16 protein-coding genes, 1 tRNA gene and 2 pseudogenes are annotated in these 19,944 nt (G+C 69.1%); 10 read left to right on the plus strand and 9 right to left on the minus strand.

Going from position 1 to position 19,944, the window contains the following annotated elements:
• The first annotated feature begins 34 nt into the window (after positions 1 to 34).
• A complete protein-coding gene (locus tag BW737_RS04355) occupies positions 35 to 1,021 on the plus strand; it encodes an ADP-dependent glucokinase/phosphofructokinase (RefSeq protein ID WP_257210465.1) in 987 nt (328 codons plus the stop codon).
• Positions 1,022 to 1,429: 408 nt separating this feature from the next.
• Here the strand turns inward: BW737_RS04355 and BW737_RS04360 are convergent, their stop codons facing one another.
• From BW737_RS04360 to BW737_RS04370, 3 genes are all read right to left on the minus strand, one after another.
• On the minus strand, positions 1,430 to 2,002 hold the full coding sequence (locus tag BW737_RS04360; RefSeq protein WP_143233268.1) for a hypothetical protein: 573 nt from the start codon (positions 2,000 to 2,002) through the stop codon (positions 1,430 to 1,432).
• 62 nt (positions 2,003 to 2,064) lie between these two features.
• On the minus strand, positions 2,065 to 3,438 hold the full coding sequence (locus tag BW737_RS04365) for a DUF4032 domain-containing protein (RefSeq protein ID WP_086615049.1): 1,374 nt from the start codon (positions 3,436 to 3,438) through the stop codon (positions 2,065 to 2,067).
• Between the two features lie 196 nt (positions 3,439 to 3,634).
• Positions 3,635 to 4,762, minus strand: a complete 1,128-nt coding sequence (locus BW737_RS04370; RefSeq protein ID WP_086615048.1) for an ABC transporter ATP-binding protein — start codon at positions 4,760 to 4,762, stop codon at positions 3,635 to 3,637.
• 374 nt (positions 4,763 to 5,136) lie between these two features.
• Here BW737_RS04370 and BW737_RS17700 point away from each other — a divergent pair, with 374 nt between their 5' ends.
• From BW737_RS17700 to BW737_RS04390, 5 genes are all read left to right on the plus strand, one after another.
• A complete protein-coding gene (locus tag BW737_RS17700) occupies positions 5,137 to 6,363 on the plus strand; it encodes a serine/threonine-protein kinase (protein ID WP_257210466.1) in 1,227 nt (408 codons plus the stop codon).
• Between the two features lie 154 nt (positions 6,364 to 6,517).
• Positions 6,518 to 6,916: a hypothetical protein gene (locus tag BW737_RS17705; protein ID WP_257210467.1), complete on the plus strand. Its 399-nt coding sequence runs from the start codon at positions 6,518 to 6,520 to the stop codon at positions 6,914 to 6,916.
• Positions 6,917 to 7,079: 163 nt separating this feature from the next.
• A complete protein-coding gene (locus tag BW737_RS04380) occupies positions 7,080 to 7,916 on the plus strand; it encodes a DsbA family protein (protein WP_257210468.1) in 837 nt (278 codons plus the stop codon).
• Positions 7,917 to 7,958: 42 nt separating this feature from the next.
• Positions 7,959 to 8,034: transfer RNA gene (locus BW737_RS04385), tRNA-Thr, on the plus strand.
• A 177-nt stretch (positions 8,035 to 8,211) separates the two neighbouring features.
• A complete protein-coding gene (locus BW737_RS04390; RefSeq protein WP_086615047.1) occupies positions 8,212 to 8,985 on the plus strand; it encodes a Rossmann-like domain-containing protein in 774 nt (257 codons plus the stop codon).
• Between the two features lie 72 nt (positions 8,986 to 9,057).
• Here BW737_RS04390 and BW737_RS04395 read toward each other — a convergent pair.
• Positions 9,058 to 9,733, minus strand: a pseudogene (locus BW737_RS04395) (uracil-DNA glycosylase).
• Positions 9,734 to 9,816: 83 nt separating this feature from the next.
• On the opposite strand from BW737_RS04395, the gene BW737_RS04400 reads away from it, so the two are divergent.
• From BW737_RS04400 to BW737_RS04415, 4 genes are all read left to right on the plus strand, one after another.
• On the plus strand, positions 9,817 to 10,416 hold the full coding sequence (locus BW737_RS04400; RefSeq protein WP_086615046.1) for a LytR C-terminal domain-containing protein: 600 nt from the start codon (positions 9,817 to 9,819) through the stop codon (positions 10,414 to 10,416).
• Positions 10,349 to 11,713, plus strand: coding sequence for a glycoside hydrolase family 15 protein (locus tag BW737_RS04405; protein WP_257210469.1), 1,365 nt, complete (start codon positions 10,349 to 10,351; stop codon positions 11,711 to 11,713). The genes BW737_RS04400 and BW737_RS04405 overlap by 68 nt, the downstream gene beginning before the upstream one ends.
• Before the next feature lie 245 nt (positions 11,714 to 11,958).
• On the plus strand, positions 11,959 to 13,584 hold the full coding sequence (groL, locus tag BW737_RS04410) for a chaperonin GroEL (protein ID WP_086615045.1): 1,626 nt from the start codon (positions 11,959 to 11,961) through the stop codon (positions 13,582 to 13,584).
• A 231-nt stretch (positions 13,585 to 13,815) separates the two neighbouring features.
• Positions 13,816 to 14,205, plus strand: a complete 390-nt coding sequence (locus BW737_RS04415; RefSeq protein ID WP_086615044.1) for a hypothetical protein — start codon at positions 13,816 to 13,818, stop codon at positions 14,203 to 14,205.
• Between the two features lie 48 nt (positions 14,206 to 14,253).
• Here BW737_RS04415 and BW737_RS04420 read toward each other — a convergent pair whose 3' ends face one another.
• The 5 genes and pseudogenes from BW737_RS04420 to BW737_RS04440 form a co-directional block, all read right to left on the minus strand.
• Complete coding sequence (locus BW737_RS04420; RefSeq protein WP_086615043.1) at positions 14,254 to 14,559, minus strand: WXG100 family type VII secretion target; 306 nt, start codon at positions 14,557 to 14,559, stop codon at positions 14,254 to 14,256.
• Positions 14,560 to 14,876: 317 nt separating this feature from the next.
• A complete protein-coding gene (locus BW737_RS04425) occupies positions 14,877 to 16,100 on the minus strand; it encodes an HD domain-containing protein (RefSeq protein WP_338063861.1) in 1,224 nt (407 codons plus the stop codon).
• Positions 16,101 to 16,295: 195 nt separating this feature from the next.
• The gene (locus BW737_RS04430; RefSeq protein ID WP_086615086.1) at positions 16,296 to 17,939 is read right to left on the minus strand and encodes a sensor histidine kinase; all 1,644 of its coding nucleotides are present in this window, start codon (positions 17,937 to 17,939) and stop codon (positions 16,296 to 16,298) included.
• Positions 17,940 to 17,956: 17 nt separating this feature from the next.
• Entirely contained in the window at positions 17,957 to 18,703 is a 747-nt protein-coding gene (locus BW737_RS04435) for a response regulator transcription factor (RefSeq protein WP_086615041.1), read from the minus strand.
• 199 nt (positions 18,704 to 18,902) lie between these two features.
• A pseudogene (locus BW737_RS04440) lies at positions 18,903 to 19,501 on the minus strand (PIN domain-containing protein).
• Between the last annotated feature and the right edge of the window lie 443 nt (positions 19,502 to 19,944).

Below are 19,944 nucleotides of genomic sequence, written 5' to 3' on the forward strand. Positions count from 1 at the left end.
GTCCATGCGGCAGTCCCGGGGATGCGAGTGCTACGTGGCCGATAAGCGGGCGCTGCTTGCCTTCGCCGGCCGCTTCGCCTACGAGGTCACCCTGGGTGGCACCTGCGTTCGCGCGGCGTTGGCCATGGAGCGGATCGGCGTCGCCTCGACGGTGCACCTGGTCTCTATCAACGACGACGTCCGCCGCCTCCTGCCGCCCGCCGTCGAGTGGGTGTGCAGCGCCGAGACGGATTCGCTTGACCCGCACGTGATCGTCCAGTATCCGGCGGGGGCTGCGGTGCGCCTGGTCGACGGGGAGGTGACCGCCCGGCGTCCCAACCGGGTGATCGCAGTCAACGACGCGCCCAACGAGCGCCTGCGGCTGAGCCCGGAGCTGCCCCGGGTGCTGGCCTCGGCCCAGGCGGTCCTGATCTCCGGCTTCAACACCATGAAGTCGGCCGCCGAGCTGCGGGCGCGACTGGCCGAGCTGGAGGCCGCGCTGGCCGCGGTGCCGCCCGGCGCCGTCGTCGTGTATGAGGATGCGGGCTTCCACGACGACGCCATGCGCGAGGTGGTCCTGGAGGTGATCCCACGCCTGGTGGATCTGCACTCCCTGAACGAGGACGAGGCGCGGCAGTACCTCGGCCGTGCCGTCGACCTGGAGGATGCGGCGCAGGTAACCGCCATGATGGTGGAGCTGCACCGGCGGCTTGGGGCTCCAGCGGTGATGGTGCACACCAGCCGCTACGCGGCGGTGATCGGGGAGCGCGCCGAGCTGTTCCGCGATGCCGCCGCGGCCGGCTGCCTCATGGCCTCCACCCGCTTCCTGCACGGGGACCGCTACGGGGCCGCGGAGTATGCGGCAGTCGGCCGAGCACCGCGGGATGAGGCCGGGGCGCGCCTGGCCGCCGCCCCCGAGCCCGCCGAGGCGGGGGTAATGATCGCCCCCGGCTTCGCGGTGAGCACCGCCTCCCCGACGACCATCGGCCTGGGCGACGCCTTCATCGGCGGCGTCGTAGCGCACCTGGCGCGGGCGCTATAGGTCGCGTGTCCAGATTCGGGACAAACGCCGCCAGTGCGCCCGAGCCTGCTCCCAAGATCCGCGTGATTCCAACGATCTCCGAAATGCCCATCGGTGCGCAACGGTCGTTTGTCCCGGATTTGGACAACTCCGCGTGCTTCGTGTCCTCAGGCCCTCCACACGCGTCTGGGCTTGGGGCTTAATCGGGTGCATTCCACGACCTTGGGGTACGTTCCACGACCACCCCGGGGTCGTGGAACGTACCCCAAGGTCGTGATTCGACATCACGGCTGCCTTATGGAGTCCATCCCGTACATCCTGGAAGCTCCTGGACGCCCCGCCGGAGGACATCCAGGGTTCCCCGCTCGCATCGGCGGCGTGGTAGCGCACCTGGGCGCGAATGTCGCGACCGGAAGACGCTCAGGACGGTCACGTTCCGCCTTGGTGTCGGCGGCCGCGGCGCCGTGCCTCCTTGCTGATGGCTCGCCACTGCTTGGGATGCAGCGGGTGATCGGTGGGCAGGGTCTTCCAAGTCTTCCAGCTGGAAGGTTTTGCCGGGCCGGCGAGCAGTAGGCCCGCCGCGCGCAGGGGCTCCGTCAGTCCCTCCATAACATCAATGGCGAAGTACTCTGGGCGGCTCCAGAAGGTTCCAGAATTGAGGGAGAAGTGCCAGCAGATGAGTTCGCTGGCCGTCGCGTAGCCGTGCAGCGGACGGGCAATGACCGCCATGCGCACGCGTCCGTGCTGGCGGCGTATCCAAGGGAGAACAAGTACGAACGGAAATACCTCGGTAAGGTAATCAGCCAAGAAAGTGGTGGCCTCGCTGCCTTCGCTCAGGACCACACCGGTCCACGGTCCCCGTTCGGCCAGTACTGAGTCCAGGTCCCAAGGCTCCAGGGCGAACCCCTGCGGTGCCAGGTGGTCGATGACGAAGCGCACCGCGTCCCGCGGCGGCGTCGCCACCTCGAAGCGGCGCATAGGCTGCGTCTCAAGCCATCCCATGGTCAGGGTCCTTGATGCCGACGTGCCGACGATGCTGCGCGCTCGTCAATGGAACCGGGGGGCTACTCGCCCTTGAACTTCATGCCGGCGGTGAAGCCCATGGGGTTGAGTTCGAAGGCGTTGGCCGTGGCCTCGTCGAGCGCGGCGAAGTCCGCGTCGTCCTCGGGCACCGGCTCCTCGTCGTCGAAGATGGCCTCCATCTCCTGGGTGTCCCCCAGCGACAGGTAGGACTCCTCGTCCCAGTGCTGCGGAAGCACGGTGCGCACGTAGTCGTCCACGGCCTCCTGGGTGGTCACGTCGTGCTGGCGCTGCTCGGACATGTACCAGCGGTGCTCCAGCACCTCGTGGAAGATCTCGGCCGGCTCCAGCTTGCGGCGCAACTCCATGGGGACGGCGGCGAGTGTGGGCTCGAACACCTCGGTCAGCCAGGCGTGCGCCACCTGCTCCACCGGCTGGTCCTTCCGGCCGGTGACGGTGCGGAAGGTCTGCAGATCGTTGAGCATGCGCTGGCCCTGGCGCTCCTGCACATCCAGGCCGGTCAGCCGCATGATCTGGCGGTGGTAGTGGCCGGCGTCGACCACCTTCGGCTGGATGATCATGCGCGTGCCCGAGCCGTCCGCCTCGGTCTTCATGGTCAGTTCTCCGACGTCGAAGCCCAGTTCGTTGAGCTTCTCAATGCGGGAACGCACCCGCCACCGCTCGCCCAGGTCGAAGGCCTCCTCGGCGGTGAGCACGTCCCACAACTCGGTGTAGCGGCTGACGATCCGATCGCCCACCTCGATGGTGTCCACGCTCGGCTCCAGCAGCGCGCCGGCCTGCAGGTCCATCAGCTCGCCGATGATGTTCGTGCGGGCGATGTCGATGTCGTACAGGCGCTTGCCGTCGGTCAGTCCCTCGGTGTGCAGCTCGCCGGTTTCGGCGTCCACCAGATAGGCGGCAAAGGCGCCCGCGTCGCGGCGGAACAGCGTGTTGGACAGGGAGACGTCCCCCCAGTAGAAGCCCAGCAGGTGCAGCCGCACCAGCAGCACGGCGAGGGCGTCGATCAGCCGGGTGGCGGTCTCGGGGCGCATGTACTGGCTGAACAGTGCCCGGTAGGGCAGGGAGTAAGACAGGTGCTCGGTGACCAGCACCGAGTTGAGCGCCGAACCGTCCAGGGCGGTGCGGCCGGTGATGACCGCGGTCGGCGTCACGCAGGGGGCGCCCAGGCGGAGCAGGTCGCGCAGTAGCTCGTACTCGTGGTGGGCGACGGACTCGCCGATCTCCTTCACGGCGATGACGCGTTCGGAGAGGTTAACGAAGCGCACGATGTGGCGTGAAAGCCCCCGCGGGAGGGCGGCGAGTACCTCGGCCGGCCACTCCTCCAATGGAATCTCCCACGGGAGATCGAGCAGCGCCGGGTCAATCGTGGCCGCGGTGATCTGCATGGACTGGGGCATGGGCGCATTCTCTCAGGTCCGCCGCGATTCACTCGACGACGGCGCCGGGTTGTTGCAGGCGATGCCGATCGCCTTGGGGCTCAATAGTTCACGGCGAACCATACCTGTGGTTTCGATGCTCGCCGTCGACCTGTGGCTGAGCCCCGCTCCTCGTACGGAGGAACGGGGCTCAACTCACAGTCTCGCCGGGGGCGACTCAGGCGGGCAGGCGCTTGCCGGTGGAGGCGGAGAAGATGTGCTCCTCACCCGGCTTGATGCGCACGTACACCGTCTCGCCCGGCTCCGGCGCGGTGCGCGGAGGAACGCGGACGATGATCTGGCTGGAGTCCTCACCGGAGCCGAGCTTGTCCTCCGAGCCCTCGGCGCCGACCAGCTCGCCGTAGATGTAGGCGTCGCTTCCCAGCTCCTCGACGAAGGACAGGCGCACCGGGATGGAGTTCTCGTCCTCCGCGGAGACCACCTCGAGAGACTCGGGACGGAAGCCGATGACGATCTTGTTGTTGTCCTCCGGGACCATGGCATCGAGCGTGGCCCGGGACAGCTTGACGCGCGCGGCTCCAATGGAGGCGATGTCGCCGTCGACCGTGAAACGGCCCAGGTTCATGGCGGGGGAGCCGATGAACCCGGCGACGAAGTCGTTGGCGGGCTTGTCGTACATCTCGCGCGGGGTACCGACCTGCTGGAGCACGCCGTCCTTGAGGACCGCGATGCGGTCACCCATGGTCAGGGCCTCCGTCTGGTCGTGCGTGACGTAGACGGTGGTGACGCCCAGCGAGCGCTGCAGGGACGCGATCTGAGTACGCGTCTGCACACGCAGCTTGGCGTCCAGGTTGGACAGCGGCTCGTCCATGAGGAAGACCTTCGGCTTACGCACGATGGCGCGGCCCATGGCCACACGCTGACGCTGACCACCGGACAGGGCCTTAGGCTTGCGGTCGAGGTACTCGGTCAGGCCGAGGATCTTGGCGGCCTCCTTGACGCGCCGGTCGATCTCATCCTTGGGAGTACCGGCGATCTTGAGGGCGAAGCCCATGTTGTCGTGCACCGACATGTGCGGGTACAGCGCGTAGTTCTGGAAGACCATGGCGATGTCACGGTCCTTGGGCTGGACGTCGGTCACGTCGCGGTCGCCGATGAGGATGCGGCCGGAGTTGACGTCCTCGAGGCCTGCGAGCATGCGCAGGGAGGTCGACTTTCCGCAGCCCGAGGGGCCGACCAGGACCAGGAACTCGCCGTCGGCGATCTCGAGGTTCAGGCTGTCCACCGACGGGGTGTCGTTCCCCGGGTAGATACGGGTGGCGTGGTCAAAGGTGACGGTTGCCATAAGGGGTATCCCTTCACCGGCAGGTACGTGCCGGACGATCCGTGGTGAAAGGTGCCGATGCGTGTCCGCATTGACACGTGCCGGGGCGGTTGCTCCGGGTAGGACTAACTTTGTCATACGACAATGCCGTCCGGGTAGTCAGAAGCGGACCGGAAAACGCTCAAAGGCTTGTGAATCCACTCACGTCAGCGATGCCCGGGGCGCCTCCCGGTACTGTGTCGCCATGCCGCAGAGTCCCAACAGCGCCACCCCCGCCGCCCTCGCTGGGCTGCGCGCGGGCGCCGACGTCGGCGGCTACCAGCTGGTGCGCCGCCTGGGTGCCGGCGGCATGGGCGTGGTCTGGGAGCCGTCGACGCGACGGCAACCGCGTCGCCATGAAGATCCTCCACCCGCAGATCGCGGCGGACCCGACGGCCCGCCGGCGCCTGGACCGCGAGGCTGCCGTGCTCGCCCGCGTCAAGGACTCGCGCGTGGCCCGCATCCTGGACATCGAGACCGGCGACGGCGCGGACGGCGCCGGTGTCACCTTCGTCATCACCGAGTTGATAGAAGGCCCGACTCTCCAGCACGAGATCGACCATGCGGGCGTGTACCGGCTGGACACCGACATTCGCGACCTGTCCGACCTCGCCCACGGCCTGGTCGACGCGCTGGCCGCCGTGCACGCCGCCGGCGTCATCCACCGCGACCTCAAGCCCTCCAACGTGATGCTGGGCGCACAGGGGCCGGTCCTGATCGACTTCGGCATCGCCCAGGTGGCCGACGACGTCCGGCTGACCCAAACCGGCCAGGTCACCGGCACGCCCGGTTTCATCCCGCCGGAGATGCTCGATGGCGGCGAGCCCAACCCCGACGTCGACTGGTACGCCTGCGCCGGCGTCCTGCTGTTCACCATTACCGGCCGGCCGCCCTTCGGCTCCGGCCCCTGGCAGGCCGTCTTCCGTCGTGTGTACGCAGGCACCCCGGAACTGGGCGACCTGGAACAGACCCAGCCGGCCCTCGCTCGCGCCTTCACCGCGGCCCTCGCCCCCGATCCCGCCGACCGCCTGCCTGTCCCCGACCTGCTGCGCGTCCTGGATGAGATCGCCGACGGCGGCGACGGCCAGACGGCCCTGGCCCAGGTGCTGCCGGACATCGAGGCCGATGCCGACGCTGCGGCTGCTCCCAGGCCCACCGAGGCGGACACCAACACCGGCACCTATGGGGCCATCTACTCTTCCTATTCGCCCGCCGGCAGCGCCGGGAGTCCGGGATCCGGCGGAGTGCCCGGCTCCGGCTACGGGGTGGTGAACTCGTCGTCGCCCCCCGGAGGATACGGAATCGTGGCGAGCCCCGCCCCGCAGGCCGAAGCCGCTCAGCCGGCGCCTTCCGAAGGCGCACTAGCGGCGCCGAGGCCCGCCTCGCTGCCTCCCTCCGGCCCGGCGTCCCGCTGGGACGGAGCGGCGCCGCCATCATTCGCGCCCGTCCAGTCGGCGCCCCCCGGCTACGGGGACACCCACCCCGCGGGCCCGGTGCAGCCTCCATGCCTGGTCCCGGGGCGGTGCCCGAATGGGCGCTGGAGCCCCGGCGTCATCGCACCGTTGCCGCCTTGTTCTTCCTGATGCTGGTGGCGCTGGCGTTGCCAATTCCCGGTTGGGTGGCCATCGGCTTCACGCTGCTGGTTGTGATTGCCGGGACCGTCGGCCGGGCCGACGACGCCCGCCGTTGGCGGCGCCTGCGCATGGGCTACGCCTCCGCCGCCGATAACTCCCGCATGTGGCGTCCACCCCCTGGTACCTGCTGCGCTCCCTGGTCGCCAGCGGCGCCGCCTGCGCGGTGGGGGGCGTCGTTGCCGTGGTGGTGTTCTATTTCTCCGGTAGGGCGTTGGGCTTCGCTTCGGACACCCCTCCCAGTCTGCTCACCTCGTGGACCAACTACCACCGGGTAGGGCTGTGCCTGATGCCGGTGGCGACCGCCTACATGCTGGTGACGTGGTTCGTGCCCTGGGGTGCGCCCACCCGTCGGGGCGGCGCCCGCCTGATCGGCCTGGTTCTGCGCAGCCGCTCGAGTCGGCGCATCGGCTGCATCGTGTTCGCGCTCATCGCGGTGGCCATCGTGTTTCTGTTCGCCGTTGGCGCCATCCCCCTGGCTCGCTTGGCCCCCTTCAGCTTCTAAGCGCCTTCCCGCCCCGGAGGTCGGGCGGCGGCACGCGGGTCGACGGCGTGAGGCAGGCCGCATTTGACAGCCGTGTCATCCTGGCGGTTCACAGGCAGAATGCTTAATGTGCTAGGCGCCGCGTGACTGGCGGCGGCATCGAACCCGAGTTGAGGAGTTGCTTGTGGCCTCAAACCAGCCACGTCCTACCAAGGCCGAGCGCCGCGAGGCGGCGCGCGCTAAGGCCCGGGCCATGCGCGAGGAGCAGGAGCGCCGCGAGCGGCGCGCCCGAATTACTCGTCGTAGCCTGCTCGGCATCGGCGGGCTGGCCGTTGCCGGGACGGTGGCCGCGGTGGTGATCACCGGGCGCGATGAGGGTGCTCTGGGGGGAAAGATCGTGACGGACCTGGCCAGCGGTGATGGATTCCCGGCAACCATTCGTGCCGACGGCTCGCTCGTCTTCGGCCCCGACCTCATGCCCGGCACCAGTACGGACGGCGCCCAGAACCTGCACATCTACTTCGACTACGCCTGCCATTACTGCGCCAACTTCGAGGAGCTCCACAAGACGGAGATCGAGACACTGCTGGGCGACGGCACGATCAACCTGGTGCTGCACACTTCGAGGTTCCTCGATAGCAGTTGGAGCAATATGGTGTGCAACGCCATGGGCGTCGTCCTCGATCAGGACCCGGCCTCCGCGTTCGCCTTCCACCATGCGGTCATGACCCGCTTCTCTGAGATTTACGCCTCGCAGGACGCCTCGGCCATCACCGCCGAGTCGGTTACGCAGGCCGCTACCGAGGCGGGAGTCAGCGACGACGTGGTCGAGCAGATCGCCTCCGCCATCACTGCGAATACCTACGGCGCCTGGCTCGACCTCTGTGACCAGACCTTCTCGGAGGCCTCGATCTCCGGCACGCCGACGGTCTGCCTGGGCACCGAGAAGCTCGAACTGGGCGATATCGCCACCGCGACCGGCATCACCGACCACATTCAGGGCGCCGCCGCGGCCGACTAGACGTCGGCGCAGTAGTCAAGCGTCGGGTAAGCTCGCCCACGCGCCGCGTTAGCTCAGCTGGTAGAGCAGCTGTCTTGTAAACAGCAGGTCGTCGGTTCGAGTCCGACACGCGGCTCCAATACTTTCCCGCACGGTTACCCCGCACGATCACGCGGACAGCACTCCGGGTCGGCGTCTGTGACACCTATTGAGACCCGCATAGCGGCTCGCGGCGCACAACGATAAGGTCAGCCTTACCTGTGAAGTGCGGCTCGGTTCTGCGGCCGAGTCTTGTCTAGCCTTAAGGAGAACCGCGATGGTCAGTCCCTGGGAAGTCTACGAAGCTCTCATCGACGACCTCCCCGACGGCGTCGCCGTCGTCGCCTCCGACCGCGGCCCGCGCTGGACTCGCGTGCTCAACTCCGTTGACGGCCTGGGCTCTGCCTGGTCACTGACCGCGACCACGCGCCCGGCCGCCTGCGCCGACATCTCCGACGCAGGTCGGCCCCTGCGCGACGTCGCCGCACTGGTCAAGAGTTGGAACCTCGCCGAGGCAAGCGTCGGGCTGGCCGCCATCAACTCCTGGTACTCGCGTTCCGAGGTCGCCGCCTCCCACGGATTCGTCCCCACCGGTGACGGCCTGACCTGGGCTCAGGTCTTCGACCCATACCGTGACGCCGTCGCCGACAAGACAGTGGCGATCATCGGCCACTTTCCCTTCGCCGGCCGTGCCCTGGGGCGGGCGGGCGAAGTGTGGACGCTGGAGCGGGATCCCCGGCCCGGCGACTACCCGGACTCGGCCTGCGAGTACCTGCTTCCGCAGGCCGACTACGTGTTCATCTCCTCCTCGAGTCTGGTCAACAAGACCATGCCACGGTTGATTGACCTGGCCGTCGGCGGCGGGGCGCATACGGTGTTGGTGGGACCCTCCACCCCCATGCATCCGCTGTTCCTCGACCTCGGGGTCGCCACCGTAACGGGATTCGTGCCCGCGCTCTCCGTGCGCAGTGGCGTTGACCTGGAGAAGCTGGGCGCCTCCGGTGAGATCGGCCCCGGCACGCGCATGCACCTGCACGCCGTCGGGCAGTGACCTGCTGTCCACGGTCCGCGGGGCGGCTCCACCCGTGCCGCGGGGCTTTGATACGAGACTCGCACGCGGGCCTCAGGGCAGACGCCAGTCGACCGGCGTCGCCCCATGCGCTCCAGTTCCGCGTTCGCTCGTGAGAATGGGCGCGACCCGAAGAAGCCCCGTGAGGCGCTCAGTGGCGAGGGATGGGGGGAGGCGATGATCGGCGTCGCCCCCAGCATGGGGGACAGCGACTGCGCCGGCCGCCCCCACAGAATCGCCACCAGCGGCTGGTTCCGCGCCACCAGTGCCTCAATGGCCCGCTGGGTGACCTCCTCCCAGCCCCAGCCTCGGTGCGAGGCCGGTTTGCCCGGCTGCACGGTCAACACCCGGTTGAGTAGCATGACCCCCTGCAGCGACCACGGCGTCAGGTCCCCGGAAGACGGGCGGGCGACGCCCAGGTCGTTAACCAGTTCGGTGTAGATGTTCTCCAGGCTCCGCGGCGGGCGCACGCCCGGCTGCACCGAGAAGCTCAGCCCCATCGGGTGACCCGGCGTCGGGTAGGGGTCCTGCCCCACGATCAGCACCTTCACGTCGTCGAGTGGGTAGGTGAAGGCACGCAGGACGTCGGTGCCCGCGGGCAGGTAGCCGCGGCCGGCCGCGATCTCCTCGCGCAGCTTCGCGCCGATCTCGTGGATGGTCGGCTCCACTGGCGCGAGCGCCTGAGCCCAGGAGGGTGGATGATCTCGGACAGGGGCTTCGGTTCGGTCACGCCAAGAGCCTAGCGCCGCTCCGGCCTCGGGGTGTCGGCGCGCATTAGCCGCCGCCGCGTCGACCTCCCGGTATTCTCGCGGTGTGAGCCGCTACGACTACCCCGACGACGAGTTCGACGCCGACGCCGACGGCCCGGTGCCCGTCGGGGTTCATCGCGCCCAGGTGCCCGCCTGGCGCAGCTGGATTCCCCTACTGGCCATCCTGATCATCGTGCCGCTGCTGGCGTGGGGTGCGGTGGGACTGCTCGGGCGCCACTCCGGTGGGACGGGTACCACCGCCACCGCCACTGCCGCCGTCCCCGCCGATGACAGCGCCGACACCGCCGCCACGCAGGCCGGGCAGGCCACCGCAGAACCGACCGCGCAGCCCACCGAGGAGCCGACCGGCAGCGCCGACTTCACCACCGGCATCACCGTGCACAACGGCACCGACACCACCGGTCTGGCCACCCGCACCGGCGACAAGTTGAATAACGCCGGCTTCACCTCCGTGACCGTCTCCCAGGGCATATACAGCGCCGCCGAGCCGGCCTACACCACCGTCTACTACGCCTCCGCCGACCAGGCGGCCACCGCGCAGGCCGTCGCTGACGTGCTCGGGGCGGGTGAGTTGGTTGAGTCCGCTGCGGAAGCCCAGTCCAATCCGATCGTGGTGGTCCTGCGCAGCGACTACCAGGAGTGATCCGCCGCGGCGCCTTCCCCGGCGCACGCTGCTGCTCGGCATCCCCGTGGCGGCCGCCGTGGTGGGCGGGGTGGCTCTGCTGCCGTGGCGGCCGCCACGCCCCGCGCTGCTGAGCGGGGGCGTGTGGGTGCGAGGCGACGGCGTCGCCGTGGTGCTGCCGCCCGAGCAGACAGGACGCCAGACTTCGCTGGCTCCCGAAATCCGCCGGAATCTGAATGCGGCCACGCTGCCGGCCGGCCGCTGGGAGGAACTCGCCCGTACGGCGCTGATTGACCTGCTGTCCCTGACCGGGCCCGTGCTCGCCGACCCCGGTGCCCCTGACTCCGGCACCGCGACCCGTTTTCCGTCCGGCGGCGTCGTGGCCGGCCCGGTGAGCATCTGGCGCTACGTCTGGCCGCGGGACGCCTCCTTCGCCGCTGCGGCGTATGCGGCGGTCGGGCTTGAGGCGCAGGCTCTCGACGTGCTGGCACAGCTGGCGACCCTGCAGCGCGGCGACGGCGGCTTCGAGGCGCGCTACACGGCCACGGGGGTGGTACCCGACGACCGCCCCGCCCAATCCGATGGCGCCGGCTGGTTCTTGTGGGCGGCGGGCCGCCTGCTCGCCGACGGGGCGGATGCCGGCGAACTCGGGAAGCGGCTCGGGGTGGCACTCGCGCGGGCCTGCGTCTTCCTGCTGGCACTCACGGACACGCCCTCGCATCTGCCGGCCGCGTCGCCCGACTACTGGGAGGTGGAGGAGCGGACGGTCACGCTGGGGACGGCGGCGCCCACCCTGCTGGGTCTGGAGGCCGCCGTCGCGCTCGCGGCAGCGGGGCTCAACGTGGGCGCTGACGCCGAACTGCTGGAGGTGCGCGTTACGACGGTGCGTGCGGCCATGGAGCGCGGCTTCGCACCCGGATGGGGGCGGCACGTGCGCGGGAACGACGTCGACGCGGCCATCGCGCTCGTCGCCCCACCGTTCACCCGCGCGCTGGATGGCGTCGCGGCGGTAAGGGACGGGGCGGTGGCCCGCATGTCTCGGCCGGCCGGCGGAGTGGCACCCGGAGAGTCGTGGCGCGACGACGGGATCTCATGGACGCCGGAGACCGCCCTGCTGGCCTGGTCGGCAGCCGGTCTGGGCCGCGACGAGGAGGCGCGCACGCTGCTGGACTGGTTGGAGGCGCACCGCACGGATGCCGGCGCGCTGCCCGAGAAGGTGCGGGCCGACGGCCTGCCCGCGGGTCCCGCCCCGTTGGCCTGGACCTGTGCTCTCGTGCTGTTAACCGCGGTGGAACTCCACCGAGACCGGCACCAGTGACGTGCCGAGAGCTCTTTCACACCCCGTTTCGGGCCGACGGCGAACCTGAGCGCCTTGCACTCAAGGGTTGAGAGTGCCAGCATTGCGGTTAGCACTCGGACCCGGAGAGTGACAAAGCCGCTCTCCGGATCCAGTGAACGACCCAGGCCGGCAGGTGAGGGTCGGCGTCGGACGGGACATGAACGTCGGGCGTCGGTTCGTCCGTCGCGGGCACCCGCCAGCCACCACCCAATACAGGAGCAGTAATGCCCAAGATCATCGCTTTCGATGAGGAAGCCCGTCGCGGAATGGAGCGGGGTCTGAACACCCTCGCCGACACCGTCAAGGTCACCCTCGGCCCCAAGGGCCGCAACGTCGTCCTCGACAAGAAGTGGGGCGCCCCGACCATCACCAACGACGGTGTGACCATCGCCAAGGAGATCGAGCTCGAGGACCCCTACGAGAAGATCGGCGCCGAGCTGGTCAAGGAGGTCGCCAAGAAGACCGACGACGTCGCCGGTGACGGCACCACCACCGCCACTGTCCTGGCCCAGGCGCTCGTGCGCGAGGGCCTGCGCAACGTGGCCGCCGGCGCCAACCCGATCGCCGTGCGCCGCGGCATCGACAAGGCCGTCGCCGCCATCGTCGAGCGTCTGCTGGCCGACGCCAAGGAAGTCGAGACCCAGGACGAGATCGCGGCCACCGCCTCCATCTCCGCCGCCGACGAGCAGATCGGCGCCATGATCGCCGAGGCCCTGGAGAAGGTTGGCCACGACGGCGTCATCACCGTCGAGGAGTCCAACACCTTCGGCCTCGAGCTCGAGGTCACCGAGGGCATGCGCTTCGACAAGGGCTTCATCTCCCCCTACTTCGTCACCGACGCCGACCGCCAGGAGGCCGTCCTGGAGGACGCCTACATCCTGCTGGTCGAGTCCAAGATCTCCAACGTCAAGGACCTGCTGCCCCTGCTGGAGAAGGTCATGCAGTCCGGCAAGCCGCTGGCGATCGTTGCCGAGGACGTTGAGGCCGAGGCCCTGGCCACCCTCGTGGTCAACCGCATCCGCGGCACCTTCAAGTCCGTGGCCGTCAAGGCCCCCGGCTTCGGCGACCGCCGCAAGGCGATGCTGCAGGACATGGCCATCCTCACCGGCGGCACCGTCATCTCCGAGACCGTGGGCCTGAAGCTGGAGAACGCCACCCTGGAGGACCTGGGCCAGGCCCGCAAGGTGGTCGTCACCAAGGACGAGACCACGATCGTCGACGGCGCCGGGGACAAGGCCGCCATTGACGCCCGGGTCGCCCAGATCCGCAACGAGATCGACAACTCCGACTCCGAGTACGACCGCGAGAAGCTGTCCGAGCGCCTGGCCAAGCTGGCCGGCGGCGTGGCGGTCCTCAAGTCCGGTGCCGCCACCGAGGTGGAGCTCAAGGAGCGCAAGCACCGCATCGAGGACGCCGTGCGCAACGCCAAGGCCGCCGTCGAGGAGGGCATCGTCGCCGGTGGTGGCGTGTCCCTGCTGCAGGCCGCCACGGCTCTGGACGCCCTGGAGCTGTCCGACGACGAGGCCACCGGCGCCGCCATCGTGCGTGTCGCCCTGGAGGCCCCGCTCAAGCAGATCGCCATCAACGCCGGCCTTGAGGGCGGCGTCGTGGCCGAGCGTGTGCGCAACCTGCCCACCGGCGAGGGCCTGAACGCCCAGACCGGCGAGTACACCAACCTGCTGGCCGCCGGCATCGCCGACCCGGTCAAGGTCACCCGCTCCGCACTGCAGAACGCCGCCTCCATCGCGGGCCTGTTCCTGACCACCGAGGCCGTCGTCGCCGACAAGCCCGAGCCCCCGGCCCCGGCCGCCGGCGCGGGCGCCGGTGACGAGATGGGTGGCATGTACTGATCGGCTGCCCGGTCGGTTCGGCCGGCGTGGTTCGCCGGTAGGCGCGCGCTCCGCGCGGCCGGCGAGCCACCGGCCCCATCACGACGACGGCGGGCCGTCCCCCTGCGCAAGCGGGAGGGCGGCCCGCCTGTCGTTTGCGCGAAGCCGTGCTGCTCAGACGTTCAGCGCCGGGCCGGTAGCAATTCACAGCTCGCCCTTGCCGAGGACATCGACGCAGTATTGGATGGGCATATGAGTCGGACGAATGCCAACGCCCTCACCGGGCGAGTACTCGCGGAGGTGCCGCCCTTCCTGCTGGTAGGGCTTGGAGGACTACTGCGGGTCTCGGACGGTCCCCTGTGGGCGGCGAGTCTGCTGGTCGGCGGCGGAGTGCTGTGGCAGGTGCTGGTGCTGGCGAAGACTCGCGGTGAGAGCGACGCCGACGGGGTCCGAGTCAACAACCTGGGGCGCCTGGCGGTGATCGCTCTGTTGCTCCTGCTCGGCAATTGGGGTGCTCTCACGGGTGGGCTGGCGCTGCTGACCCTGTTCCTGGGGGTGTGCGTGGCGCTGCGGTGCTGGCGCTACCCCGACGGTCCGCAGCCCGTACGACGCCGCGAGTTCAATCCCCTGCGGGGCGTGTAGCCGGCCTGCTCTCCCGGCAAGCGGGCCGCCGCCGTCGGGCGCGCCGGCTCAGGCGGGCGGGGCCTGGTAGCTGAAGCGGCCGGAGTTGGCGGTCTCGGCGTCGTCGTAGGAGACGGCCGACTGGTCCAAGGCCTGGCTGATCGCATCCAGGCTCGCCTGCACCTGTAGTGCGGTGACGTGCCAGTCGGCGGCGCAGGCGGCCATGGAGTCGGAGGCGCTGCCCGTCCACGATGACTGGAGCAGCGCGATGTCCCCCTGCATTCCGTCCACCTCCGTCTGGATGGTGGAGATGCGAGTGCGGGCACGCACGGCGGTGTCGGTGACGGCTTGGGTGTCGACGGCGAAGACGGGCATGACTAAACCTTTCGGTGAGATGGTCCAGGGCGCCTGTGGCCCGGACCTGTGGGCGGCACCGCGGCCGCGGCGCCTGAAATCACCGTATGGATCACGCGGCCCCGCCCGCATCCGCCGTCGTCGACCTCTGTGGATTCACCCTGCACGAACCATGCCTGTGGACGCCGGTGGCCGTCGCCGAAGCGAATGTCCAAAACCGGCAGTAACGGCCCGCCAGAGTGAACCGGCCCGGCGTGAAACGTTGGAATGACGCCGATCGCGATTCGCCGTCGGCGGGCGTGAAGGGCGTTCGTGCCGATTCTGGACAGTTTGCCGCCTCAGTCGGCGGAGGAGCCGAGGATCGGTTCGGTGATGGGGGCGAACTCGCCCGTGCGCGCCTCCCGCAGCGCCTTGGCCTCTTCGCACTTGGCGCGCAGCTTCTCGGCCAGCTTGGCGCGCTCCGCCTCCGCCGCGCTGGCACGGTCGGTCGGGCCCTCCTCGCCCGGACGCGGCTTGGACAACAGCTGGTCGAGCTCGTCCGCGCACGACTCCAGGGACGTCGTATGCACCTCATCCGGGTTTCGGGTGGTGCGGCGAGGTGCGCGCGCCGCCTCCGGTGGTGTGGACGTGGTGCGCGCGGGTGTGGTGGGCCGACTTTCGGGAGGAACAGCGGCGGCGTCGGCGGCCGCCTCCAAGCCGCCCAGCTGCATGGACTGCTCCGGCGTACCGGCCCCACGGGCCTCCTGATGCCCGGCCCCACGCTCCATGGACGACGTCGTCATGGCGCTGGCTTCGGGCTGTGCCTGCTCATCGGCCTCGGCGTCTCCGGTCGGCCCGGTGGGGTGGGGCTGCGGCGCGGACGGTGGCAGTTGCGCCAGCTTGTTCTCCAGGTGGCGCTTCTCCGCCTCCAGGTTCTCCCGCGCCGGCAGCTCCCAACGAGCCCCTAGCGGGGAGGAGAACAGCGCCTCGCGGTCCAGCAACCGGGTGATGATCGCCAGGCGCGCGCGCAGGAAGTCCTCCAAGGGAATATGGGCGTACTCCTCACGTACCGCCTCCCGGTAGCTCTTGTACTGCTGCGGTTCTACGGCCAACGCCCCCAGGTCAGCATCGGAGAGGGCCTGGGCGTCGATGTCATTCTTGGCAAGGTTGTGGCGCTTGAGGTTCAGGATGAGCGCGCACACGCGGTCTACGGTCTGGTCGGGCACACCGAGCGCCTGCAGGCTCTTGGCGGCGTAGGCGGCGGAGGCCACCTCGTCCTCGCCACCGTTGCGCCGATACGTCGACTCCTGGGCGGTACAGAACACGCACCCGTGGTACCAGGCGGCCAGGCGCATGACGTCGGGGTTGTGGGACTCGTCGGCCAACTCGTCGACGCGCGCCAGCATGTTGATGACGTGCTTGAGGTTATGGAAGTGCCGGTCCGGGCTCGTCCAACGGGCGACGAGCTCTTCCCCAGCAGTGCGGATCTGCTCGACCGGCGCGGTAGCGCCGACCGCCTTCGCACTGCGTACGAACGCGGGGAGCAACCACTGGGGGGCGTCGATCACGTCCATTTGGCTCATGAGAAAGCCTCCAAGATGAGATGAAACGCAGCCATGGTAGGACTACCGGCTGCGAACTTGAAGCCCACGGGGTGTTCTACCCGCCACCTTTAGCGGCGCGGGGACTCCGGGCCGCTGCCATAGCGACCGGTCTCGGTGCGTCATTAGTGCCGGTATCGGTGCGTTAGTAGTGCCGGGCTCGCGGGAGGGGCGGGGTCACTTCGGGGTGACGTCGGGTGCGGTCGCCAGGGCGGGCAACTCGATGTGCACGGTGGCGCCGCCGCCCGGAGTTCGGTCCATGCGCACGGTGCCGCCGTGACGGGCGACGATGGCCGACACGATCGACAGCCCCAGCCCGGAGCCGCCGGTCTCCCGGTTGCGGGAGGTGTCGGCCCGGTAGAAGCGCTGGAAGACCTTCTCGGCGTCCGCCTTAGCCACACCCGGCCCATGGTCGCGCACCTCGACGACGACGGTCGGTCCCTGCGGCTCGTGCGCCCGGCCGACGGGCCCCCGGCTCGGGGTGGGACGGTCGGTGGGCCGGACCGCGCCGGGTGCGAGTGGCCGGTCCACCGTGCCGACGGCGATCTCCACCGGGGAGCCCTCCGGCGTGTGCCGGGTGACATTGCCCAGCAGATTGGTAAGCACCTGGGACAGTCGGTCCCGGTCGCCCAGGACCATGGCGGGACGAGCCTCGCCGTCGGTGTCGGAAAGCGGGATGAGCGCGCAGTCGCGGTCGGGGGCCAGCACCATCATGTCCGTCAGTGCTCCCGCCGCAATCTGGGTCAGGTCAACCGGTTCCATCGTCATTTCCCGGCCCTCATCCATACGAGCCAGTTGCAACAGGTCGTCAACCAGCCGCCCCATGCGGGAGGCCTCCGACTCGATCCGTCCCATGACCTCGGCGGTGCGCTCGGGCGGTACGCCGCCCATGCGGTACAGCTCGCCGTAGCCGCGGATCGCGGCCAGGGGCGTGCGCAGCTCGTGGGAGGCGTCGGAGACGAAGCGGGTCATACGCTCCTGGGCCACCATCTGCACGTCGAAGGCCTGTTCATTCTGCTGCAGCATGGTGTTCAGGGCGCGTTGCAGGGAGCCGACCTCCGTCGTCGGCGGCTCGGTGACCGGGACACGGGCGGACAGGTCACCGCTGGCGATCTGCCCGGCCACTCCCTCGATCTGCCGCAGGGTGCGGAAGGAGCGCCGTACCAGGTACGCGGCGGCCATGGCTCCGAGCAGAATCACGGACACGTCCGTCAGCGCAACCACCAGTCGTGTTTTCTCAACCGTCTCCATTACGTCGCTGAGCGGCAGGGCGATGGCGACGACGCCAATGTGCTCGCCGCTGGTGCTGTCATTGATCGGTAGGACGATGGCTCGCCACTGGTGGTGCAGCTGGTCGGAGTCGACCGTGAACAGCTTTGGATCGGAGGCCTGCGCGACGGCTTCGTCCACCGACAGGGTGCCGATCACAGGTGAGCCATACTTGGCGGCCGTGTCGGGGGAGATCATCTGGCCGCTCTCGCCGTCGAGATACTGGGCCTCCACGTAATAGGTGGAGGGCATGGCGGAGTTGTTGCTGGAACGGCTGGTACTGAGGGCCGTCAGCCCCTGGGTGCCGATGGCCTGTGCGGTGGCGCGCAGCTGGTCGTCCACCTGGCCGACCAGCTGGTCGTGGAGCAGCGAGGTGACGGAGGCCGAGGAGACGAGCAGCCCGACGGTCAGCAGGCCGGTGGTGATCAGGGCCAGTCGGCTGCGCAGCGGTTGAGCGCGCCACGCCCGCTTGACGTCGGTCAGTAGGTGCCAGCGTCCGCGGCGGACCGGCCGGTACTGGCGTCCAGTGGGTGGGCGGCGCACCGTGTCCATCACGGTGGCGCGCACGCTCAACTCGCCTTGGGTTCGCGCAGCATGTAGCCGACGCCGCGGCGCGTCTGGATCAGCGGGGTGACCGGCTGGCCGTCGGCTCCGGAGATCTGGTCCACCTTGCGGCGCAGGTAGGAGATGTAGGACTCGACGATGGCGGCGTCACCATTCCAGTCGTACTCCCACACGTGGTCCAGGATCTGGGACTTGGACACCACGCGGCCGGCGTTGAGCATGAGGTAGCGCAGCAGCTTGAACTCGGTGGGGGACAGGTCCACCTCGACGCCGGCGCGGTGCACCTCGTGGGCGTCCTCATCCAGGGTCAAGTCGGCCACGCGCACCATGCCGTCGTCCTCGCCCTCCAGGGCGCGGGTGCGGCGCAGGATCGCGCGGATGCGGGCCACGACCTCCTCCAGACCGAAGGGCTTGGTGACGTAGTCGTCGCCGCCGACGGTCAGGCCCTGCACCTTGTCTGCCATGTCGTCGCGGGCGGTCAGGAACAGGATCGGAATGGTCACGTCACGCTCGCGCAAGCGGCGGGCAACCGTGAACCCGTCCATGTCCGGCAGCATGACGTCCAGCACGATCAGGTCGGGATCGGCCTCCTCGGCGCCGCGCAGGGCGCCGTTGCCGTCCGCCGCCGTAAGCACCTCGAAGCCGGCGAAGCGCAGCGAGGAGGCGAGCAGATCGCGAATATTCGGCTCGTCGTCAACCACGAGGAGGCGGGCCTCGTGGGACGTCTGCTGAGAATCGTGAGTGCGGTCCATGCCGCCACTGTGCACGGCGACTCTGGGAGTCACCTGGATGTCAGGTGGGAGTGTGGAATGTGTTTTCTCGGCCGCTCCGCCGCCTTCCTTCACCGAGGTCGGTAGATATAACCAGCGAGGTCGGTTGAAGTTACGTGCCGAGGTCGGTTGCTATGGCGGCGGGGCCACCTTTCGGGAGGCCGGCCCCGCCACCCAGGGGTCAGATGAACTTGAGCGGGTCGAATTCGGTAAGCGGAATGATGCGGACTCGCGGCAGCGCAATGGTGAAGGCATCGACGTCCGTCTCCAGGTCGTAGACGGTCAGCCCGCGTGACTCCAGCGAGGCGAGCTGGGTGTTGAGGAACTCCCGGAAGCACAGCACATCGACCTGGGCGCCCGCATCCAGGAGACGCTCGACCTGGGGGACGTAATCGCCGTCGTGCGAGCCCAGCAGCACGTGCACGGCCTCGCCGCCCTCGACCCGCTCGGCCAGCGCCTCCAGGGTGCGCTGAATACCAATGTCTACGACCTTCTCCTCCTGGGAGCCGGAGCCGGCCAACGGGATCGGTCGGTACTCCATCGCCAGCAGTGCCTGGACGAAACCCATGGGCATGTGTCCGGAGGTGGCGTTGAGAAAGAACAGGGCGCGGGTCTCGCCCTCGCCGTCTTCGTCGGAGTCGTCGGCAAGGTCGTCGCAGAATGACAGGACGCGGTCCCACCGAGGGCGCTCATCGGGCTCGGGGCGACGCCCCAGCACGCTCATACCGAGCGTGGCATCGATGTTCTCCCGTCGACGAGGAGGTACGTGGGTGTGGTCATGGCGTCATGCTAACCGTCCCAGCCCGCGCATTCGCCGGATGACTTGTCTGGAGAGTCCTAGGCGGTCACCGGGTCGGGGCCAGCTACCGTTCTGGTCGCAGTACGCCACCGTCGTCCACAGGTGCGGTTCGTGCAGGGGGTGTGCGGCTGCTTTCCACAGCCGCCTGGTAGGCCTGCCCGCATACGAGAAACATTGAGGTATGAGGCGGCGTGAAGATGATCTTTTGGCACGGGTGCGCGGATGCTATGGTGCTGTGCGCCTACGTGACCTCGGCCTGGACCGCACGGAGTACCGCCAGGCAGAGCGGCTCGTAGCAGCAGGTGAGTTCATCGCTCATCCTCGCGGAGTCGTGAGCCTGCCCGGTGTTGATTGGGATCTAGTCCTCGCCCGGATCCATGGTGGAGTGATCACCTGCCAGCATGCGGCAGAGCATTATGGCTAC

This window comes from Actinomyces ruminis (genome assembly GCF_002154335.2).
Taxonomy (GTDB): Bacteria; Actinomycetota; Actinomycetes; order Actinomycetales; family Actinomycetaceae; genus Actinomyces; species Actinomyces ruminis.